This is a genomic window from Marinobacter sp. ST-43, from assembly GCF_030541085.1.
Lineage (GTDB): Bacteria > Pseudomonadota > Gammaproteobacteria > Pseudomonadales > Oleiphilaceae > Marinobacter > Marinobacter nauticus.
This window is the reverse complement of record NZ_JASSVO010000007.1, coordinates 1-20316: the sequence shown is the minus strand read 5'-3', so window position 1 is coordinate 20316 and position 20316 is coordinate 1. Positions and strand designations below refer to the sequence as shown.

The window sequence follows — 20316 nt, the reverse complement described above, 5'->3', positions numbered from 1 at the left end:
CTAGGATGCAGTCATCGGTAAAGCAGATCCGACACAACGTCCAAAGTAAATAATGGAGACTCGACGTGATGAAACTGAACAAAGCACTTGCAACCGTTGCGCTGGCCGGCTCTGTTGCCGCCCTGTCTGCACCGGCCATGGCCCGTGACACCATCAGCATCGTGGGCTCTTCCACCGTGTATCCGTTCGCTACTGTGGTAGCCGAGCGTTTTGGTGCCAACACCGATTTCCCGACACCCAAGCTGGAATCCACCGGCTCCGGTGGCGGCCTGAAGCTGTTCTGTCAGGGCGTAGGCACCCAGCACCCGGACATCACCAACGCTTCCCGTCGTATGAAGCCGTCCGAGTTTGATCTGTGCCAGAGCAACGGCGTGAAGGACATCACCGAGTTCCGCATTGGTTCTGACGGCATCGTGATCGCCAGCTCCAAAGAAGCCGAAAATCTTGAAGTAACCCTGGAGCAGCTGTTCCTGGCGCTGGGTAAAGAAGTACCCAACCCGAAAAACGAGAGTGAGCTTATCGCCAACCCGTACAAGAACTGGAGCGACATCGATTCCAGTCTGCCGAACAAGCCGATCCGTGTGATGGGGCCGCCTCCGACTTCCGGTACCCGTGACTCCTTCAACGAGCTGGCTCTGCAGGGCGGCTGTGAAGACCTGCCTGCGGTTGCCAACATGAGTGAAGATGACATGGAAGGTGTGTGTCAGAGCATTCGCGAAGACGGCGCTTTCATCGAAGCGGGTGAGAATGACAACCTGATCGTCCAGAAACTGATTGGTGATACCGGCATGTACGGCGTCTTCGGTTACAGCTTCCTGGAAGAGAATGCTGATCGTCTGCAGGCTGCTACCCTGAACGGGAAGGTTCCGACTGCCGAAGCGATCGCTGCCGATGACTACCCGGTTGCCCGTTCACTGTTCTTCTACGTGAAGAAAGCCCACGTGGGCGTGGTTCCCGGTATCCAGGAATACGCTCAGGAGTTCACCGGCATGGGCGCCATGGGCCCGAATGGCTACCTGAAAAGCGTTGGTCTGATCGTTCCGCCGCGCGATGCGCTGATGGATCTGCAGGAGAAGGCTGAAAAGATGCCTAACCTGACCAAAGACGAGCTGATGTAAGCGCGGACTACCGCGAGTAGTGAGCGAAAGGGTGCGTCTCTGAAGGGCCGCACCCTTTCGCACGTAAGATAGTTGAAAGTGCGAATTGGTTTTTTACGCTTTACACTTGTGACCTGCTAAACGTGTAAAACAGGAATTTTCATGCAACCGGCTAACCTCATGCTATTGGTCATTGCCTTCGTGGTGGTGGCTTATGGTCTTGGATATGCCCGCTCCCGCTCATTGGCCATGCCGATGGGTGGTATCCGGCATCTCAAATCCCTGCCGTTCTATTACGGTGCCCGTGCTGCGCTCTGGTGCGGCATTCCGGCATTGATTGTGCTGGCACTGTGGGCGGCATTTCAGGGTAAAGTCATTCAGTTGCTGGTGATCGGCTCCCTGCCACCAGACCTGGTGCCGGAAGGGGCAGGGCAAGCCAGTCTGCTGCTCAGCAAAATCAGCAATGTGGCCAGTGGCGCCCTGCCTCCGGGCTTTGTCGAGGCTCCGATTGCCGAGGCAGCCGAGCGGTTGCAGGCGTTGCGTGCTCAAAGTCGGCTCTACATGTCGGTTCTGGTTGTGGCCGTTGCAGTGCTGGCCGGCTTTCTGGGCTGGATCCGGATCAGCCCGAAGCTGAATGCCCGGAGCCAGGTTGAAACCACCCTGAAGTGGATCTTTTTCGCCTGTGCTGCGCTGGCGATCCTCACCACGGTTGGCATTGTCTTTTCGGTTGCCTTTGAGACCTTCCGTTTCTTCCAGAAGATTTCCTTCTTTGAGTTTTTCTTCGGCACCCAATGGAGCCCCCAGACGGCGTTGCGCGCCGATCAGGTGGCAGCCGAGGGCGCCTTCGGGATGGTGCCCCTGTTTACAGGCACGCTGCTGATCTCTGCCATTGCCATGGTGGTTGCGGTCCCGGTAGGGCTTTTATCGGCTATCTATCTGTCTGAGTATGCCAACAAGCGGGTACGGGGTATTTTCAAGCCGCTGCTGGAAATGCTGGCGGGTATTCCGACTGTGGTTTACGGCTTCTTTGCCGCCCTGACGGTGGCGCCGTTTATCAGTGATTTTGCCGCTTCCCTGGGTATCAATGCGTCTTCCCAAAGTGCCTTGGCAGCCGGTGGGGTGATGGGCATCATGATTATTCCTTTCGTTTCTTCTCTTTCCGACGACGTTATCAACGCCGTGCCGCAAACGCTCCGGGATGGTTCGCTGGCACTCGGCGCCACCCAGTCCGAGACCATGAAAAAGGTTATCTTTCCTGCGGCGTTGCCCGGGATCATGGGCGGGATACTGCTGGCGGTATCCCGGGCCATTGGTGAAACGATGATCGTGGTGATGGCTGCAGGCCTGGCGGCGAATCTGACTGCCAACCCGCTGGAATCGGTGACCACCGTAACCGTGCAGATTGTCACCCTGCTGACCGGTGACCAGGAGTTCGACAGCGCCAAAACTCTGGCCGCCTTCGCCCTGGGTGCGATGCTGTTCCTGGCCACGCTCCTGCTTAACGTTATTGCTCTGAAAATTGTCCGCAAATATCGGGAACAGTATGACTGATCAACGTTCACAGGCGGAACTTGTCCGCCAGTCACTCAAGCGCCGTTACCGCAAGGAGCGCCGCTTCCGTGCCTATGGTATCGCTGCCATCGCCATTGCCCTGTCGGCTCTGGTGATCCTGTTTGCCGATATTATTGGCAAGGGCCATACCGCCTTTATCAAAACCACCGTTACCCTGGAGGTGGATATCGACGGTGAGGCCATGTATCTGGACGACGCGTCCGACGAACGCCAGATGAAAATGGCCGACTTTGTCGAGCCCTTGATCCGCGCCTTGATGAAAGAAATCCCGGAAGCCGGGGAGTCGGACAGGGACGATGTCCGAGATCTGATCAATCCCTATGCCTCCAATCAGCTGCGGGATGCGCTTCGGGAAAACCCGGAGTTGCTTAATACCACCCAGACCATGACCTTCCTGTCCCATACCGATGTGGATGTGTACGTCAAACATGCCGGGGATGAGAACTACTCCATCAAGCTGAACGAGAAGCAGCAGGCGTGGGTAGATACATTGTACGAGCGCGGCGTGGTGGATACCGGTTTCAATGACGTGTTTTTCAGCCGGGGCGATTCCCGGGATCCGTCCCGTGCCGGCATTCTCGGGGCGATTGTTGGCTCTTTGCTGACCATGGTTGTGACTCTGGCGCTGTCGTTCCCGATCGGGGTGGCTGCGGCCATCTATCTGGAGGAGTTCGCGCCCCAGAACAAACTGACGGACTTCATTGAGGTCAACATCAACAACCTGGCGGCGGTACCCTCGATCATCTTCGGTCTGCTGGGTCTGGCGGTGTTCATCAACCTGTTCGGCATGCCGCGTTCGGTGCCGGTGGTGGGTGGTCTGGTACTGACCCTGATGACCCTGCCCACTATCATTATTTCCAGCCGTGCGGCGATCAAGAGTGTGCCGCCTTCCATCCGTGAGGCGGCCGAGGGCATCGGTGCCTCCAAGATGCAGGTGGTGTTGCACCATGTGCTGCCGCTGGCCATGCCGGGCATGCTGACCGGGTCCATCATCGGCATGGCCCAGGCGCTGGGGGAAACCGCACCGTTGCTGCTGATCGGTATGGTGGCCTTTATCGTGGATGTGCCGGACGGCTTCTTCGATTCCGCCACGGTATTGCCTGTACAGGTGTTCCTGTGGGCCGGCAGCCCGGAACTTGCCTTTATCGAACGAGCGTCAGCAGCCATCATGGTGCTGCTGACTTTCCTGATTGGAATGAATGCATTGGCCATCTGGCTTCGTAAGCGTCTTGAGCGCCGATGGTGAGGAGGAGTTTTATGAATACCCTGAATACAACGGTAACCAGTGAGGCTGATGTGCCCGAAGAGAAGGCCATTCCGGTGCAGGATGAACGACCGGCAGAGACAGTGATTGAAGAGGGTAAAACGGTCGGAACGCCGTTTGCCGACGATCCCAAGTTCAAGTTGCGCAACGTCGAGGTCTTCTACGGTGAAGACCGGGCCATCAAGAACATCAGCCTGGATATTGCCCGTAACGAGGTGATTGCGTTTATCGGGCCGTCGGGCTGTGGCAAGTCCACCTTCCTGCGTTGCCTGAACCGCATGAACGACAGCATCGACATCTGTCGGGTCAAGGGCTCGCTGCAGCTGGATGATCAAAATATCTACGATTCCAAGCGGGATGTGGTGGAGTTGCGTGCCCGAGTGGGTATGGTGTTCCAGAAGCCGAACCCGTTTCCCAAGTCGATCTACGATAACGTGGCGTATGGCCCACGCATCCATGGCCTGGCCAATCGCAAGTCCGATCTGGATGACATTGTGGAGAACAGCCTGCGCAAGGCGGGGCTCTGGAACGAAGTGAAGGATCGTCTGGATGCCACCGCTACCGGTATGTCCGGCGGCCAGCAACAGCGGCTGTGTATTGCCCGCGCAATTGCCGTGAGCCCGGAAGTGGTGTTGATGGACGAGCCCTGTTCCGCGCTCGACCCGATTGCCACGGCCAAGGTGGAGGAGCTGATTGCGGAGCTGTCCGAGAGCTATACCATTGTCATTGTGACCCACTCCATGCAGCAGGCGGCCCGGGTGTCCCATCGCACCGCCTACTTCCACCTCGGCCACCTGGTGGAAGTGAACGAAACCGACAAAGTATTCACCTCTCCGGAACATGAGCTGACGGAGTCATACATTACCGGCCGTTTCGGCTGATGCATGTTCGGGGATAACGGAGACAGACACTATGCCTAATAAAAAGGATGATGTTTACGGGGATCATATTTCCCACAAGTTCAATGATGAACTGATGGAGCTGAAGACCCAGTTCCTCAAGATGGGTGGAATGGTGGAAACTCAGGTCGAAAGGGCAGTGCAGGCCCTGGTCGATGGCGATAGCCACCTGGCGGAGGAAGTGCGCGCCAACGACAAGAAAGTCGATAAAATGGAAGTGGACCTGGACGAAGAGGCCACCCTGATCATCGCCCGTCGTCAGCCTACGGCACGGGACCTGCGCCTGGTGATTTCGGTGATCAAGATGGTGGCGGATCTGGAGCGGGTTGGAGACGAAGCCAAGAAGATTGCCAAAATGGCCATCAAGCTGGTGGAGGAAGGTCAGGCACCCCGCGGTTACGTCGAAATCCGTCACATTGGCAACCACGTGCTGACCATGTTGCATGATGCACTGGATGCCTTTGCCCGGCTGGATTCCGAGCAGGCACTGCGGATCATGAAAGAGGACAAGCGGGTGGATGAAGAGTACCAGGCTGCCGCCCGTACCCTGCTGACCTTCATGATGGAAGATACCCGCAATATTTCCCGCTGCATGTCAGTGATGTGGGTGCTTCGTGCCCTGGAAAGGGTGGGGGATCATGCCTGCAACATTGCTGAGAACGTGATCTTCATGGTCAAGGGCGAAGACGTTCGCCATACCCCGATGGAGGAAGCGGAACGGGTGGTTGGCCGCTAATCCCGGGTGGCTGGGAACGGCTGCTTTCGGTGGCCGTTTCCGCTCTTGTCCCTGCCCGCAGTTGCGCTATCATGGCGGGGACAAATTCATTTCTGAGGCCCTATGATTCTCCTTGTCGCATTCGCGATTATCTCCATCGGCTTTTCATTTCTCTGTTCTATTCTCGAAGCAGCCCTGCTGTCTATCACGCCCAGTTACATTGCGTCCCTGAAAAATGATCGGCCGCAACTGTTTGCACGCTTGCGCCGGCTCAAGGATGAAATCGACGATCCGCTTTCCGCGATCCTGACCCTCAATACCATTGCCCATACGGCCGGCGCTACCGGCGTTGGAGCCCAGGTGGCGGTTGTCTTCGGTGAGGTCTGGCTGGGTGCGGCATCAGCGGCGATGACCCTGGCGATCCTGATCTTTTCGGAAATTATCCCGAAAACCATCGGCGCCAAGTACTGGCGTGTGATCGCCCCTTCGCTGCCGGCGGTGCTGGGATTCATGATGAAAGCCCTGCTACCTTTTGTCTGGCTGTCGAAGCAGGTTACGCGCAGGATTGCCCCGGGTGACGGCGATACCGATATTCGCGCCGAAATCAGTGCGCTGGTAGAGATCGGCCGTGATCAGCAGGCTCTGGATGAGGAAGAGCGCCGGATTATCCACAACGTACTTCGTTTCCACGAGATCAAGGTCAGTTCCGTCATGACCCCCCGTACGGTGTGCAAATTTATCGATCCGGACACCACCGTGCCGGAATTCCGGGAAAAGGTGATGAAGTCGCCGTTTTCACGCTACCCGATGATTGATGAAGACGGGGAGACCCTGGGGTACGTGCATCGGGCAGACCTGATCAGCATGAGCGACGATGACGACCTGCAAAGCCGGCTGCGCCAGATCAAACAGGTAAAGGCCAACACCAACATCGAGTTCCTGTTTTCGGAAATGCTGCGGGAGCGCCAGCACATTGCGGTGGTGTACGACGAGCTGGGAACCTGGCTCGGGGTGGTGACTCTGGAGGATATTCTGGAAACCCTGCTGGGTACGGAGATCATGGATGAGACCGATAATGTCTCCAACCTGCGCCGCTATGCCAAACAGCGTTGGAGCCGACGATTGAAGCGGTCGGCCGTGCAGTAATCAAAAAGGGCAGCCTCGGTGCTGCCCTTTGTCATTCTGTGCGACAAGTCTGTGAGAAGGATGCTCAGGCCTGTTTCATCTTGTCGGTGTACGGCGGCCAGCCCAGGGGTTTGCCGGCGAGCAGATGCAGGTGAATGTGGAACACGGTCTGGCCGGAATTCTCACCGCAGTTCATCACTACCCGGTAGCCATCGTCGGCAAAGCCCATGTCTTTGGCCAGCTTTGCCGCCACCCAGTAAAGATGGCCGACCAGCTCACGGTCGTCTTCCCCAATGTCATTGATGGTGGCAATGGCTTTCTTCGGAATGATCAGCAGATGCACCGGGGCCTGTGGATTGATGTCCTTGAAGGCCAGGCTGATGTCGTCTTCGTACACGATGTCGGCGGGAATTTCCCGGTTGATGATCTTGGTGAAGATGGTTTCAGACATAACGGCTCCTTGTGTCGAGTAAATGCGCGTACGCCACTATAGGCCACCCAGGCCGGGCAGGCGATTAACGATTTGTTGAATCGGCGCGGGCAACTGTTCATCCAGGCCCATGGCGTAGCGAGCGACGCGATTGCGTGCGAACGGCAGTACCCGGGCAGCGCCAAGCCCGAGATTGCGGGCCAGGTGCACTGGCGGAATGGCATTGCTGAACAGGTGGTAGAACAGATCCATGGTCAGCATCATCCGCTGGTTGGCGGGCCGGCGGCGATGTTCATAGAGTTTGAGCCAGTGCGCACTGGCCAGGTCTTCGCCCCCGCGCCGGGCTTCTTTCAGCACGCCCTGCAGGCATTGGGCGTCCTGGAAGCCCAGATTGACGCCCTGGCCCGCCAGCGGATTGATGGTGTGGGCGGCGTCGCCTGCCAGCACCACCCGGTTCTGGTAATAGTGCTTGGCATGCTGGCGGGCGATGGGAAAGCTGGCCCTGGCGTCAATGTGGGTCAGTTCCGGTAGTCGTTCGGGGAAATGCTGCTGGATCTCAGCCATCAGTTGCTGTTCGTCCATGGCCTTGAGTTCGTCCAGTCGGGCCGGGTGGTCGTACCACACGAGGGAGGCCCAGCTCTCTCCGGGGTGTTGCTCGCCAGCGCTGTGCAGGGGCAGGAAGGCCCTGGGGCCGCTGGGGTAAAAACCCTGCCAGGTAATGTCTTCCACGCCGCCCCGATAACGCACCGAGATCACCATGGCCTGCTGCTCATACTGATCCCGGGTAACGCCGATACCTGCCAATTCCCGCACCCGGGACATAGCGCCATCGGCGCCGACCACCAGCTGGGCCTGCAACTGGCTGCCATCATCCAGGGTCACCGTGGCGTACTCTGTGCTCTGGATCAGGTCCCGAACGCTGTGGCCTGTGATCAGGGTGACGTCAGTTTCCGTTTCGGCGGTTTGCCACAGAGCCAGTTGGGTAATGCTGTTCTCAACGATATGGCCAAGATGCGGCGCTCCCAGGCTGTTGGCGTCGAATTCCACCTCGGTCAGGCTTCGGGGCACCAGTCGTTTGAGCGGATTTGGTGTCTCGTCCCAGACCGCCAGGCGGCAATATGGGGTAGCGCGCATGGCCAGTATTCGTGGCCAGGCACCCAGGCTGGCCAGATAGCGTTCGCTGCCGGCACTGAGGGCAGATACCCGGATATCCGGGTGGCTGTCTGGCTGATAGGGGGCGGGGGAAGCCTGGTCGATCAGGGCCACGCGGATGCCCTGCTGGCCCAGCCCGGTGGCAAGTGCGGCGCCGACCATGCCGGCGCCTACGATGATGGTGTCAAAGGTCTGTGTCATATCCGGTTCCTGTCTGCTGGCCTCAGTTTACGCGATGCCGTGCTGCAGACAAGCGACCGGGGTCAATCCCGGGTGGATCAGTAGCCGGCCATGGAGGTGGCCGCTGTCTCCTCCCGGTTGCCGGAGCGGCGGGGGTTGCGGACCAGCCAGGCCGGTTTTCGGGCGCCCGGACGGGTGAAGCCCTGGTTGATAACCATGGGTTGTACCAGGCTCAGGAAGTCCCGGGTGTTCATGTGAATGGATTCGCTGTGGCTGCCGGCGGCAAAGGCCAGTTCCGGTTGCTCGGTTAAAGCCTCGGCGCAGTAAACGCTCATGCCAAAGAGGTTGCCAAACGGCGGCATGGCGCCCACTTCGCAATCGGGGAAGCGATCCTGAAAGGCTTGTTCGTCGGCCAGGTCGACAAAATCGGTGTCCAGAATCTTGCTCAGTCTGTCCCAGCGAATACGCCAGGTGGCCGGCATCACCAGCATGGCCATTTTGCCATCGAGTTCGATAATGACGGTTTTGACTACCCGATCTCCGGCGATCTTGACGTGATGGGCAAGTTCCTGGGCGGTAAAGGCTGGGGGGTGAGAGAGGCACATGTAGTCAACACCTGCCTCATCCAGAAATGTTTTCAGCTGCTTTGCCGGCATGTTCACAACCTCCTGACAGCATCGACAGTGTTGTGGAGCCATCCGCCTTTCCCGGGCCGGGCCCCGATGGCAGGCGGGGTTTTTACCCCGCCTTGTCGTCAGCTTAGTTCAGGATACGCACTTTGCGAGTTACCGGATGTTTCCATGTGAAACGGTTCCGTTTAATCAGCCTTGTACATGTGCACGTCCCGTTGCGGGAAAGGTATCGAAATACCCTCGGCGTCGAAGGCCTTTTTCACCCGCTCCTGCATATCCCAGTAGAACGGCCACAGATCGGCGCCCTTGGTCCAGGCGCGTACCGTCAGGTCTACCGAGCTTTCGCCGAGGGCGCCAACAACAATCAGCGGCGCCGGGTCTTTCAGGGCGCGCTCATCCTCTTCGATCAGGCGTTTGCAGATGGCCTTGGCCTTGTCGATGTCATCGCCATAGCCAATGCCGAAGCTCATGTCGCAGCGGCGGGTTTCGTAGGCGCTCAGGTTGGTCAGGCTGGCGTTGGAAAGCTGGCCGTTGGGGATCACGATCCGGCGATTGTCGAAGGTGTCGACAATGGTGTAGAGGATGGTGATTTCCCGCACCGAGCCCAGAAAGCCCTGGGCATCAATAACATCGCCGACCTTGAAGGGTTTAAAGATAAGGATCAGCACGCCACCGGCAAAGTTGGCCAGGCTGCCCTGCAGGGCCAGGCCCACCGCCAGGCCGGCGGCACCGATGATGGCGACAAACGAAGTGGTAGCGATGCCCACCATGGAGGCGACGGAGATCAGCAGCAGAATCTTCAGAATGGCGCTGATCAGGCCACAGAGAAACTTGTTCAGGGTCGGATCTTTTTTGCCAAGGCGGTTGTCCAGCACCTTGACGAACCGGTTGATCAGCCAGAGGCCGATAATCAGCGTAACAATCGCCAGCAGAACCTTTGGGGCATAAGCCATGATCAGCGCAATGGCCTGATCCGCCCATTCAGAGGCCTGCCCGTTAGCACCGAATAACTCTTCCATAGGGAAAAACTCCTTGATCGTTAATTTTTTCTGAGTGAGTTCTTATCGACAAATGACGTGGTTCAGCGGGATTTGTCTGAACCAACTATATAGCAGAGAAAGCTGTACACGGCATTACCGCCAACGGCCAGAATTACGCGCTGGCGCGGGATCTGGCCCACTCGGTGATGACTTCGGGGCCGCCCCGTACCAGTATTTCGCCCTGTTTCTGCGTGAGCTGGTAGTCGTACATGGGGTCGTAGTAGTCGGTCAGCAGGGCCTCAATCCAGCCATGATGCCCTTCCAGGGAGCCATTGGCTTCCTGTTGATCCAGAGCCTGTAGCATCAGGTTACGGAGTTTCTGGTAACGCTCGCCGCCCAGTCGTTTGCGAATGCGGTCGATGGCGCTCAACAGGTAGTCCCGGAAATTCAGCCAGCCGGCGTCTTCACCGTCCCTGGCCCGGTAACTGGCCAGCATGCCTTCAACGTAGTCGGCCCGGATGATGGCAATACGCTCTTCCATGGCCTGTTCCAGAATCAGCAGGGGTGATTCAGACATCCGGGCCCGAAGGGTTTCCGGCAGGGCACAGCGGCCAATCAGGCGGCTTTCGTCTTCAAGGTAGATTGGCCCTCCCACCCGGTGCCTGGCCTTGAGCATGGCCACCGCCAGTCGGTTCTCGAAGTCGATCTGGGAGGGTTGGGGAGTTACCTGCCGGCCAAAGCTGGAGCCCCGGTGATTGGCCAGGCCCTCCAGATCGACCGGATTGGGCAGTTGCATCAGTACCCGGGTTTTGCCGGTACCGGTGCGGCCGCTGAGAATCCGGAACTGACCTGATTCGATCTGTGCTTCCAGGCTGTCAATCAGGAAGCGACGCAGGGCCTTGTAGCCGCCTTTCACCAGCGGGTAGTCGATGCCGGAGTCCCTGATCCACTGCTGGGTCAGGCGCGAGCGCAATCCGCCCCGGAAACAGAACAGATACCCCTCCGGGTGTTGTGCCACAAAGCGCTTCCAGGCTTCAATTCGCTGGGCCTTGATGTCGCCGGAGACCAACTGGTGCCCCAGTTCAATGGCCTTGTCCTGGCCCTTTTCCTTATAACAGATGCCCACCCGGTGCCGTTCTTCGTCGTTCATCAGCGGGGCGTTTTCTGCAGACGGGAAGCTACCTTTGGCAAATTCCACCGGCGCCCGGACGTCCATCAGCGGCACATCGTTCAGGAACAGGTTGAGGTAGTCGTCGGTATCGGGTCTGCTGGCCATATCAACGGATCACTGTGATTCAGGGTGAGGCGGCAGTATACCGAACCGGCGATATCCCGGCATCCCGGACAAGGGTACAATCCCACGTCCTTTCAGCACTGGCGAGGAAAATCCATGAGCCCCGATGTTCTCAACCGGCATCTTCAGAAAACACTGAGTCGAGGCCGGGTGACGGTTTCGGCGCCTGCGGGCTGCCCGGACATCCAGCTGTATCTGTTTGACCCGGGGGTGCTGGATGGACCGTTGAGCCATGATGAAGCCCAGGCTGTGGTGGCCGAACCGGCGTACTGGTCGTTCTGCTGGGCCAGCGGGCAGGTGCTGGCCCGGTGGATTCTGCAGCATCCGGACGTGGTGGCTGGCAAGACCGTGCTGGATTTTGGCTCCGGTTCAGGGGTAGTGGCTGTCGCCTCCGCACTGGCCGGTGCTGCCCGGTCCATTGCCTGCGACATCGACGCGGCAGCGCTGGATGCCGCGGCCGCCAATGCCCGCCTGAACAATGTGGAGATTGATCTGTGTGACGACTGGGCAAACCGGCCCGGGAGGGTCGATCTGATTACCGCTGCGGATGTTCTGTACGACCCTGAAAATCGCCCGTTACTGGCGGCCTTCGAAGCAGCCGCGCCCCAGGTGCTGCTGGCGGATTCGCGAGTGAAGGACCTTGGACATCCCGGTTATGTGCAGAAGGCTGTGATCGAAGCCAGAACCTGGCCGGACCTGAATGAGTTTGAGGAATTCAACAAGGTGAGGATCTATCTGGCCGGCGGAGACTGAATTCTTCTGACCAGAAAAAACAAAGGGCAGCCATCAAGCTGCCCTTGAACAGGTACTGAACCGCCGTCCGGGGCAGTTCAGATTCGGAACAGGTTGGCGCCTCCGTGCGCGATGGGCAACTGCCGTGTTGCCATTCCTTGCTGCCGTTCCCTGGTGCCAGCATCCGAGCCGGCGATCCGATTCGTTATCCCTTAAGCGAAGCGTCCCTGTGTCCCTGCTTCTCCCCGCAGTCCGTGCCGGGGTGCATCCAGTGCGTCGTCCTTTCCCTGTCATCCTTGACGGTGTTCATATTACCAATGCCAGCTTTACAAACGTGTGAACTATGCACGCAGAGCGCGCTGCCGAACTCGCCAAACACGGGAAAGTTGTTACAAATCATTCATGTAGATTTTGGTCTGTAACTGGAGTTACAGACTGCGTACGAGATGTCACAGGGAGTTCCTACAGGTTTGTAGGAAATATCTCACAAGGATTCGGGCGATTTTCGCAAATCCGTTTCTTGAGCCAGCCGAAGTCCAGGCCAAGGCAGCAGGCCAAGCCCGATGCCAACGGCATCCGCTGTCAGATCTGCGAGGGAGAAATCCCGGTACGGCAGGTTGGCTTGCACCACCTCCAGTATCAGGCCGAAAACCAGCAAGGCGGGGGCATACCAAAGCACAGAAAGCCGCGGCCATGCCAGGCGGGTCACCAGGGTGAGCTCCAGAAAGGCAATCAGATGATTGATCTTGTCATTGGGCGCCGCAGGGATGGGGTAACTGTTACTGGTGGTTGCCAGGTAAAGGATCGCAGCAATGGAAACAAACAGCGCTGCCTGCCATAGCCGTCGCATGGCCAGAATGGAGACGATAATGGAACGGATGCGGGGCATAGTGGAATCCGAGAGTCCTCGCGGGCTGTGGGAATGGTTCCGACATGATATGCTTTGCGCCCCGTTATTGTCATGGCAGCGGAGGATCACCAGTAATGCTCAAGGGTAACTTTTTTCGTGGACTGGGCTATCTGGGGGAAGGCTTCGGGCTGATTCGCCAGCCAGGCCTCCGGTTGTTTGTTGTCATCCCGCTGATCATCAACATCCTGCTTTTCGGTCTGCTGTTCTATTTTCTGGCTGAACTGTTCACCGCCATGATCGCTGCGGCCATGGCCTGGTTGCCGGACTGGGCCTGGTTGCAGGCTCTCGATTGGCTTTTCTGGCTGCTGTACGGCGTGGTGATCCTGCTGATGCTGGCCTATGGCTTTGTGATCGTGGCCAACCTGATTGGCTCTCCCTTCTATGGTTACCTGGCGGAACTCACTGAAAAACAGCTGACCGGTCAGGAAGTATCTACTGACGATAGCTGGTCCGCCATTATCAAGGACATTCCCCGCGCGCTCTGGCGGGAGGTTCAGAAGATTGCCTATTACCTGCCCAGGGCTCTGGGCTTATTCATTATTGGCCTGATTCCCGTGGTCAACCTGGTGGCCGCTGTGCTCTGGTTTCTGTTCAACAGCTGGATGATGGCGCTGCAATATGTGGATTATCCGGCCGACAACCATAAGGTCAGTTTTCCGGCTCTGCGCAAGCTGTTGGGAGACACCCGGCTGTCGGCTCTCGGGTTCGGCCTGCCGGTCGCCCTGGCGGCGATGGTGCCGGTGCTCAACCTGTTCGTGGTGCCAGCGGCGGTGTGTGGTGCAACGGCCTATTGGGTTCGGGAAAACGGTTCAAACACTCAGTAATCAGTCATCGGAGGTTTCTTGGAAACATCGGAATTTGTCATCGGCCAGCGTTGGGTCAGCCACAGCGATACTGCCCTGGGTCTGGGTATCGTAACGGACATCTCGGGGCGCAGAGTCACCCTGGGGTTCCCCGCTGCCGATGAAGAGCGCACCTATGCCATCGATAATGCGCCCTTGTCACGGATCGTGTATCAACAGGGCGAGGAAATAGAGACCTTTGACGGTGAGCGCTATACCGTGCGCGCAGTGGAAGATCTCGATGGCGTTCTGGTGTACCACGCCGATGACGGTGAGAATATTCAGCCGATTTCCGAGGTTAAGCTGGCGGGCTCTGTGAATTTTTCCGCCCCTCATCAGCGCCTCTTCGCCGGCCAGTTTGATCGCAACGGTGCCTTCCGGCTTCGAGTCGCCACCCTGCAGCACATGGACCGTCTGCGGGCGTCGCCGGCCCAGGGGCTGATTGGGGCACGCACCCAGCACCTGCCACACCAGCTTTATATTGCCCACGAAGTGGCCCGCCGGCATGCTCCCCGGGTTCTGCTGGCCGATGAGGTTGGTCTGGGTAAAACCATTGAGGCAGGTCTGATTCTTCATTATCAGCTGCAGACCGGTCGAGCCCGCCGGGCGCTGATTGTGGTGCCCGATTCTCTGATCCACCAGTGGCTGGTGGAAATGCTGCGGCGTTTCAATCTGCGCTTTTCCATTATTGATCAGGCCCGGTACGACGACCTCAAGGCCGAAGAAGATGATGTCGACGCTCTGGTTAACCATATTTTTGGTGATGACGATGCGGTTAACCCGTTTGAATCTGACCAGCTAGTGCTGTGTAGCCTCGACTTCCTGGTGCGCAGCGAGAAGGCCCGCAAAGACGCAGTGGCGGCGGGCTGGGATCTGATGGTGGTGGACGAAGCTCATCACCTGGCCTGGTCGCCGGAACAGTCCAGCCCGGAATACGATGTGGTTGAGCAGTTGTCCGGTGCCAGCCAGGGCCTGCTGCTGCTGACCGCAACACCGGAACAGATCGGCGTGGCCAGCCACTTTGCCCGCCTGCGCTTGCTCGACCCGGCCCGGTTCCACAATCTGGAGACCTTCCGGGAAGAAGAACAGCACTATGAAGTGATCAATCAGGTGGTCCGGCGCCTGCAGCAGGCGCCGGATACTATCTCAAAAGACGATCGGCAGGCCCTGGCCGGTTGGCTGGGAGATGAGCTGGACGAATTGCTGGCCCGGAATGATGCCCACCAGGCGGTGATTGATGCGTTGCTGGATCGTCACGGCACCGGGCGAGTGTTGTTCCGGAATACCCGGGCCGCCATTCAGGGCTTCCCGGAGCGACAGCCGTTACCGGAACCCCTGCCGTGCCCGGACCTGTATGAACACCATCAATACGGTGTCACCGGGCTGGCGCCCGAGCAGTCAGTGGATGAAGAAGACTGGCTGGCTCAGGATCCCCGGGTGAGCTGGCTGGAAAAGAAACTGGCCAGCCTGCGCCCGGCCAAGGTGGTGGTGATCTGTGCCAAAGCCAGCACGGCCATGGCACTTGAGCATTATCTGCAGTTACGGGCCGGTATTCGCAGTGCAGCCTTCCACGAACACCTTAGTCTGATTGAGCGCGACCGGGCCGCGGCCTATTTTGCCGATACGGAGCAGGGGGCACAGGCGCTGATCTGTTCGGAAATCGGCAGCGAGGGGCGCAACTTCCAGTTTGCCCACCATCTGGTGCTGTTTGATCTGCCGGCTAATCCGGATCTGCTGGAACAGCGCATTGGTCGCCTGGATCGGATCGGCCAGACCGAAGCGATCCGTATTCACATCCCCTATCTTCAGGGCACCAGTCAGGAGGTACAGTACCGCTGGTTCCAGGAAGGGCTGAATGCGTTTGCCGAGAGCTGCGCCGTGGGTGTTGCTGTTCAGGAACATGTTCAGGGCCAGTGGCAGCAGGCCCTGGACGGAGACGAAAGCCAGTTGGAGAAACTGGTGGCGGCCAGTGCGTCTGAGACGGCGCGTCTGAAAGACATATTGCACAACGGCCGGGATGCGCTGATTGAACTGAACTCCTGTCGTGTTGATGAGGCTGAGGCTTTGATCGCCGGGATCGAGGAAGAGGAGAACGCCGCTGAAGTTCGGGACTACATGATTCAGGCTTTCGATATCCTCGGCGTCGACCTGGAAGACCACAGTGAGCATGCGGATATCCTGAAGCCGGGCGAGCAGTTCCAGGCCGGCCTGGTGGCGGAGCTTCCGGAAGACGGGCTGACCGTTACCTGGGATCGTCAGCAGGCGTTGCAGCGCGAAGATATGGCGTTCATGAGCTGGGAGCACCCGATGGTTACCGGGGTGATGGATTCGGTGAATAGTTCCGGTCTGGGCAAGGCTGCCCTGGCCAATCTCTCGGTCAAGGCTCTGCCCCCGGGGACGCTCCTGCTGGAAGCCGTATTCGCGGTGCATTGTCCGGCGCCCGAATCGCTGCAGTTGACTCGGTATCTGCCCGTTTCGCCCCTGCGCCTGGTGGTGGATGTGAATGGCCGGGATCTGTCCAAGGCTCTGCCCCATGAAAGGCTGAATGAGCTTTGTTCCAATATCCGTCGACGCACGGCCCAGGCCATCGTGCCGAAAATCCGGGCCGAGGTGGAAACCATGGTCGACCACGTCGAGACACTGGCGGAGCCGCATCTGTCACCGCTTCGCGAACAGGCGCTGGCGAGGGTAGAAGACAGCTTCATGCCGGAGATTCGGCGTCTGGAAGCACTGCAGAAAGTGAACCCGGCCATCCGCAACGAAGAAATCGACTTCCTGCGCACCCAGCTGGATGCCGCCCGCAGTGCTGTAGAGCATGCGTCCCTGGCCCTGGAAGGTATCCGTGTGATTGTCACATCGTAATGGTGCTAACCGACTGAACACTGGTCATTATCTGGCGAACAGACACCTGTTAGGGTAAGTTGAACGTAACGAAGTGTAGTCAAAGGGCTCCGGCACTGGCCGGAGACTCCAATCCATGGAAGACAGAGAGATCCTGAGATGACTTTGATTCTTTTTCTGGTGGCTCTGGGCGGCCTGCTGTACGTGATGCGCCGGGAATCCGGTGCCAAACCCGCCATTGGCGTGATGGTTGTGGTAGGTGTGCTGTCCCTGTTTCTGGCCTCTGGCTGGCTTGCTTTTGTCCTTCTGGCGGGCGCGGCCGTTACCGCTGTTGCGGGTTTGCCCCAGTTCCGGCAGAGCTGGCTCACCCCTCGGGTGTTTGCCATGTTCAAGAAGGTGGCGCCCAAGGTGTCAGACACTGAGAAAGTGGCTCTGGAAGCGGGTACCGTTGGTTGGGATGGCGAACTGTTCACCGGTCGCCCGGATTGGCACAACCTGCTGATTAACCGCCACACCGGTTTGAGTGAGGAAGAGCAGGCCTTCGTCGACGACCAGTGCACCCACGCCATTTCCATGTGTAACGCCTGGGATCTGGCGGTTGAGCGTGCCGATCTGCCCAAGGAACTCTGGGATTTCCTGAAGAAAGAGAAGTTCTTCGGCATGATCATTCCGAAGGAATACGGTGGCCTCGGGTTTTCCGCCAAGGCCCAGACTGCAGTGCTGCAGAAGCTGGCCGCCAACGAAATGCTGATGGTCACGGTCGGCGTGCCCAACTCCCTCGGCCCGGGCGAGCTGCTGGTGAAGTACGGTACCGAAGAGCAGAAAGACTATTATCTGCCGAGACTGGCCGATGGCCGGGAAGTCCCCTGTTTTGGCCTGACCGGGCCTCGCGCAGGCTCTGATGCCACTTCGCTGCCAGACACCGGCATTGTCTGCAAGCAGGAAGTGGATGGTAAAGAAGTGGTGGGTATCCGCCTGAACTTTGAAAAGCGCTGGATTACGCTGGCGCCAGTCGCCACGGTGGTCGGGCTGGCGTTCCGGATGTTTGACCCGGACGGGCTGCTGGGGGACACCAAAGACTACGGCATTACATGTGCGCTGATCCCCCGGGATACCGAGGGCATGGAAATCGGCCGGCGCCATTGCCCCATCGGGTCCCCGTTCATGAACGGCCCGATCAAGGGCAAGGATGTGTTCATCCCGCTGGACTATATTATTGGTGGCCAGGAAATGGCGGGCCAGGGCTGGCGTATGCTGGTTGAGTGCCTCTCGGTGGGTCGCTGTATCACCCTGCCGTCCGGTGCTGCCGGCGCCGCTGCCTATGCTGTGGGCACGGCCGGCGGCTTTACCCGAATTCGCCGCCAGTTCAATACGCCGGTGGCGGAGATGGAAGGGGTACAAGCCCCGCTGGCCCGCATTGCGGCTAAAACCTACATCGCTCAGGCGGCGGTTAATCACACGGCTAACATGATCGATCGGGGCGAGAAGCCGGCGGTACCGTCCGCTATCCTCAAGTATCACCTGACCGAATTTCAGCGTGAAATCCTCACCGATGCCATGGATGTGCACGGTGGTAAAACCGTAACCCTTGGCCCCCGCAACTACCTGGGCATTGGTTACAGTGGTGCGGCGGTGTCGATCACCGTTGAAGGCGCCAATATCATGACCCGCAGCCTGATGATCTTCGGCCAGGGCGCCATCCGTTGTCATCCGTATGTGCTGAAAGAGCTTGCCGCGAAGGACAATGACGATATCAAGGCGTTTGATGAGGCGTTCTTTGGTCATGCCGGGCTGATATTTGGCAATGCCGCCCGGGCCTTTACGCAGGCGTTGGGCCTGGGCAAGGCTGATGTGCCATTCGACAGTGCCTCCCGCAAGTATGCCCAGGCTCTGGCGCGGTTCAGCTCTGCCTTCGGCCTGTGTGCCGATGCGGCCATGACAACCCTGGGCGGCGAGCTGAAAATGCGCGAGCTGATTTCGGCACGCCTGGGTGACATGCTGGCGAATCTGTACCTGGCTTCCATGGTGCTGAAGAACTGGCACGAAACCCAGCCGGTGGATGGCGAGAAAGAACTGATGCAGTACAGCCTGGGCTACCTGCTGCATCGCACCGAGCTGGCGCTGGACGAGTTCCTCCAGAACCTGCCGAACCGGCCGGTGGCGTTGGCGCTGCGGGCTATCACCCTGCCGCTGGGATGCCGTTGGGATGCGCCCCATGATGATCTGGCGCGCAAGCTGGCCCGCTCCATCACCACCGATACTCCGGTTCGCAACAAGCTGATGGCTGGAGCCTGGACTACAGACGGCGAAGGCACGGTGGAGAATCCGGTCGCCCGCTATAACGGTTTGTTGAAAGACTACGACAAGGCCGAGCAGCTGTATCGGAAGGCCACCAAGGCTTACGCCAAGGGTGAACTGCCGATGACCGCACTGCATCCCGAGGAGCGTTTCGAGGCCGCCCTGGAGGCCGGTGTATTCAGCAAGGAAGAAGCCGACTTCATGCGCCAGTATGAAGAGGTGGTGCTGGAAATGCTCACCGTGGATGATTTCCCGTTTGACGAGTTTGCCCGTAACAGGGAAACCCTGATCGACCACAACCCGGCCTGAGGTGGCCGGGTAGCATGTGGTGGTCGGTTCTTGCAGTCAGCGTTGGTGCCGTTATAGGCGCCAACCTGCGCTGGGGGCTTGGGCTCTGGCTTAACGCCAGTTATCACGCCGTTCCCTGGGGCACACTGGTTGCCAACCTTAGTGGTGGCTGGCTGATTGGTCTGTTGATGGCTTTTTTCAGCCAGAGCAGCGTGCTTTCGCCGGAATGGCGCCTGTTTGCGGTGACTGGTTTGTGTGGCGCCCTGACGACCTTCTCGACCTTCTCGCTGGAGATGTTCGCCGCGCTTCAGGAAGGCAAGTGGGGCATGGCCCTGGTCGGAATTCTGGCCCATGTTGCTGGCTCTATCCTGATGACAGCACTCGGATTTCTGACTTTTTCCCTGGTGCGTGGGTAAGCCTGCGGGCCAGTCAGAATCTGTGGGTATCACTACCTACACAAATTATTGAAATTACGCTTGGCAAGCCCGAAATTCCAGAGTAGAGTGGGTTCGTAGGAAAGAATCAGTAAAGCAGTTCATGAATAAGACGTACCTCCGCAGTTAGTAGTGACCGTCCTGTTTTTGATCCCGCGAGTTCTGTTTTTCCGTAACACGCTGACCAGCACCCTATGAGTGTGTGGCAGCAGATAATATGATTGATTTCAGGAAGTTTAAGTATGTCTACTACTACCGGTACTGTTAAGTTCTTCAACGAAGCAAAAGGCTTTGGCTTTATCACTCGTGAAGGCGGCCCGGACGTATTCGTTCACTACAGCGCCATTCAGGGCTCTGGTTTCAAGACCCTGGCCGAAGGCCAGCAGGTCGAGTTCACCGTAACTCAGGGCCAGAAAGGTCCTCAGGCGGAGAACGTTGTTGCTCTGTAATCCCCTGAGGATTCAGCAATAACCCAAAAAAGGCAGCCGAGGCTGCCTTTTTTGTTGCCTGTGACCCGTCCTGAATAAGGTTTACACCTTCTCACTGGAAATTGTGGAGGGTGTTATGAACACGAAGAGGCGGAGGAGTCAGCGAGATTATTCCCTGGCCTTTAAATTGGCGGTGGTAGGCC

The 20316-nt window shown here is 58.4% G+C and carries 18 protein-coding genes; 12 read left to right on the top strand and 6 right to left on the bottom strand.

Annotated elements, in window-relative coordinates; all coding sequences use genetic code 11:
* The first annotated feature begins 65 nt into the window (after positions 1-65).
* The 6 genes from QPL98_RS11210 to QPL98_RS11185 all read left to right on the top strand — a co-directional run bounded on the left by QPL98_RS11210 (position 66) and on the right by QPL98_RS11185 (position 6693).
* Positions 66-1118 (top strand): substrate-binding domain-containing protein, encoded by a 1053-nt coding sequence (locus tag QPL98_RS11210; protein WP_153740276.1) that lies wholly within the window; start codon positions 66-68, stop codon positions 1116-1118.
* A gap of 141 nt (positions 1119-1259) precedes the next feature.
* Positions 1260-2648: a phosphate ABC transporter permease subunit PstC gene (gene pstC, locus QPL98_RS11205; RefSeq protein WP_011787035.1), complete on the top strand. Its 1389-nt coding sequence runs from the start codon at positions 1260-1262 to the stop codon at positions 2646-2648.
* The gene (gene pstA, locus QPL98_RS11200) at positions 2641-3915 is read left to right on the top strand and encodes a phosphate ABC transporter permease PstA (RefSeq protein WP_011787034.1); all 1275 of its coding nucleotides are present in this window, start codon (positions 2641-2643) and stop codon (positions 3913-3915) included. The genes pstC and pstA overlap by 8 nt, the downstream gene beginning before the upstream one ends.
* A gap of 11 nt (positions 3916-3926) precedes the next feature.
* The gene (gene pstB / locus QPL98_RS11195; RefSeq protein WP_113879121.1) at positions 3927-4814 is read left to right on the top strand and encodes a phosphate ABC transporter ATP-binding protein PstB; all 888 of its coding nucleotides are present in this window, start codon (positions 3927-3929) and stop codon (positions 4812-4814) included.
* 31 nt (positions 4815-4845) lie between these two features.
* Positions 4846-5568 carry a phosphate signaling complex protein PhoU gene (gene phoU / locus QPL98_RS11190; protein WP_011787032.1) on the top strand — a complete coding sequence of 241 codons (723 nt, stop codon included), beginning with the start codon at positions 4846-4848 and terminating at the stop codon, positions 5566-5568.
* Positions 5569-5670: 102 nt separating this feature from the next.
* Complete coding sequence (locus QPL98_RS11185; RefSeq protein WP_011787031.1) at positions 5671-6693, top strand: CNNM domain-containing protein; 1023 nt, start codon at positions 5671-5673, stop codon at positions 6691-6693.
* A 64-nt stretch (positions 6694-6757) separates the two neighbouring features.
* Here QPL98_RS11185 and QPL98_RS11180 read toward each other — a convergent pair whose 3' ends face one another.
* From QPL98_RS11180 to mnmH, 5 genes are all read right to left on the bottom strand, one after another.
* Positions 6758-7123 (bottom strand): histidine triad nucleotide-binding protein, encoded by a 366-nt coding sequence (locus QPL98_RS11180; RefSeq protein WP_011787030.1) that lies wholly within the window; start codon positions 7121-7123, stop codon positions 6758-6760.
* A 36-nt stretch (positions 7124-7159) separates the two neighbouring features.
* A complete protein-coding gene (locus tag QPL98_RS11175; protein WP_303293267.1) occupies positions 7160-8455 on the bottom strand; it encodes an FAD-dependent monooxygenase in 1296 nt (431 codons plus the stop codon).
* Positions 8456-8532: 77 nt separating this feature from the next.
* Positions 8533-9090 (bottom strand): aminoacyl-tRNA deacylase, encoded by a 558-nt coding sequence (locus tag QPL98_RS11170; protein WP_114433679.1) that lies wholly within the window; start codon positions 9088-9090, stop codon positions 8533-8535.
* Positions 9091-9251: 161 nt separating this feature from the next.
* Entirely contained in the window at positions 9252-10085 is an 834-nt protein-coding gene (locus QPL98_RS11165) for a mechanosensitive ion channel family protein (RefSeq protein ID WP_153740272.1), read from the bottom strand.
* Between the two features lie 133 nt (positions 10086-10218).
* Positions 10219-11322 carry a tRNA 2-selenouridine(34) synthase MnmH gene (gene mnmH, locus QPL98_RS11160; protein ID WP_303293266.1) on the bottom strand — a complete coding sequence of 368 codons (1104 nt, stop codon included), beginning with the start codon at positions 11320-11322 and terminating at the stop codon, positions 10219-10221.
* A 114-nt stretch (positions 11323-11436) separates the two neighbouring features.
* Here mnmH and QPL98_RS11155 point away from each other — a divergent pair, with 114 nt between their 5' ends.
* Complete coding sequence (locus tag QPL98_RS11155) at positions 11437-12093, top strand: methyltransferase (protein WP_113879127.1); 657 nt, start codon at positions 11437-11439, stop codon at positions 12091-12093.
* A gap of 463 nt (positions 12094-12556) precedes the next feature.
* Here QPL98_RS11155 and QPL98_RS11150 read toward each other — a convergent pair whose 3' ends face one another.
* Positions 12557-12961 carry a teicoplanin resistance protein VanZ gene (locus tag QPL98_RS11150; protein ID WP_023009474.1) on the bottom strand — a complete coding sequence of 135 codons (405 nt, stop codon included), beginning with the start codon at positions 12959-12961 and terminating at the stop codon, positions 12557-12559.
* A gap of 95 nt (positions 12962-13056) precedes the next feature.
* Here QPL98_RS11150 and cysZ point away from each other — a divergent pair, with 95 nt between their 5' ends.
* The 5 genes from cysZ to QPL98_RS11125 all read left to right on the top strand — a co-directional run bounded on the left by cysZ (position 13057) and on the right by QPL98_RS11125 (position 20134).
* On the top strand, positions 13057-13806 hold the full coding sequence (gene cysZ, locus QPL98_RS11145; protein WP_011787023.1) for a sulfate transporter CysZ: 750 nt from the start codon (positions 13057-13059) through the stop codon (positions 13804-13806).
* Positions 13807-13824: 18 nt separating this feature from the next.
* The gene (gene rapA / locus QPL98_RS11140; protein ID WP_114433682.1) at positions 13825-16686 is read left to right on the top strand and encodes an RNA polymerase-associated protein RapA; all 2862 of its coding nucleotides are present in this window, start codon (positions 13825-13827) and stop codon (positions 16684-16686) included.
* Between the two features lie 138 nt (positions 16687-16824).
* Positions 16825-19272 (top strand): acyl-CoA dehydrogenase, encoded by a 2448-nt coding sequence (locus QPL98_RS11135; protein ID WP_303293265.1) that lies wholly within the window; start codon positions 16825-16827, stop codon positions 19270-19272.
* 14 nt (positions 19273-19286) lie between these two features.
* Positions 19287-19667 (top strand): fluoride efflux transporter CrcB, encoded by a 381-nt coding sequence (gene crcB / locus QPL98_RS11130; protein ID WP_121207831.1) that lies wholly within the window; start codon positions 19287-19289, stop codon positions 19665-19667.
* A 260-nt stretch (positions 19668-19927) separates the two neighbouring features.
* Positions 19928-20134 (top strand): cold-shock protein, encoded by a 207-nt coding sequence (locus QPL98_RS11125; RefSeq protein ID WP_008172950.1) that lies wholly within the window; start codon positions 19928-19930, stop codon positions 20132-20134.
* Positions 20135-20316: the final 182 nt, after the last annotated feature.

Bases quoted from the DNA above. Each gene is read 5' to 3' on its own strand.
- QPL98_RS11180 (WP_011787030.1), bottom strand. From the start codon at position 7,123: ATGTCTGAAACCATCTTCACCAAGATCATCAACCGGGAAATTCCCGCC.
- pstA (WP_011787034.1), top strand. From the start codon at position 2,641: ATGACTGATCAACGTTCACAGGCGGAACTTGTCCGCCAGTCACTCAAG.
- mnmH (WP_303293266.1), bottom strand. From the start codon at position 11,322: ATGGCCAGCAGACCCGATACCGACGACTACCTCAACCTGTTCCTGAAC.
- cysZ (WP_011787023.1), top strand. From the start codon at position 13,057: ATGCTCAAGGGTAACTTTTTTCGTGGACTGGGCTATCTGGGGGAAGGC.
- QPL98_RS11135 (WP_303293265.1), top strand. From the start codon at position 16,825: ATGACTTTGATTCTTTTTCTGGTGGCTCTGGGCGGCCTGCTGTACGTG.
- QPL98_RS11165 (WP_153740272.1), bottom strand. From the start codon at position 10,085: ATGGAAGAGTTATTCGGTGCTAACGGGCAGGCCTCTGAATGGGCGGAT.
- pstB (WP_113879121.1), top strand. From the start codon at position 3,927: ATGAATACCCTGAATACAACGGTAACCAGTGAGGCTGATGTGCCCGAA.
- QPL98_RS11185 (WP_011787031.1), top strand. From the start codon at position 5,671: ATGATTCTCCTTGTCGCATTCGCGATTATCTCCATCGGCTTTTCATTT.
- QPL98_RS11150 (WP_023009474.1), bottom strand. From the start codon at position 12,961: ATGCCCCGCATCCGTTCCATTATCGTCTCCATTCTGGCCATGCGACGG.
- phoU (WP_011787032.1), top strand. From the start codon at position 4,846: ATGCCTAATAAAAAGGATGATGTTTACGGGGATCATATTTCCCACAAG.
- QPL98_RS11125 (WP_008172950.1), top strand. From the start codon at position 19,928: ATGTCTACTACTACCGGTACTGTTAAGTTCTTCAACGAAGCAAAAGGC.
- pstC (WP_011787035.1), top strand. From the start codon at position 1,260: ATGCAACCGGCTAACCTCATGCTATTGGTCATTGCCTTCGTGGTGGTG.
- QPL98_RS11155 (WP_113879127.1), top strand. From the start codon at position 11,437: ATGAGCCCCGATGTTCTCAACCGGCATCTTCAGAAAACACTGAGTCGA.
- crcB (WP_121207831.1), top strand. From the start codon at position 19,287: ATGTGGTGGTCGGTTCTTGCAGTCAGCGTTGGTGCCGTTATAGGCGCC.
- QPL98_RS11175 (WP_303293267.1), bottom strand. From the start codon at position 8,455: ATGACACAGACCTTTGACACCATCATCGTAGGCGCCGGCATGGTCGGC.
- QPL98_RS11170 (WP_114433679.1), bottom strand. From the start codon at position 9,090: ATGCCGGCAAAGCAGCTGAAAACATTTCTGGATGAGGCAGGTGTTGAC.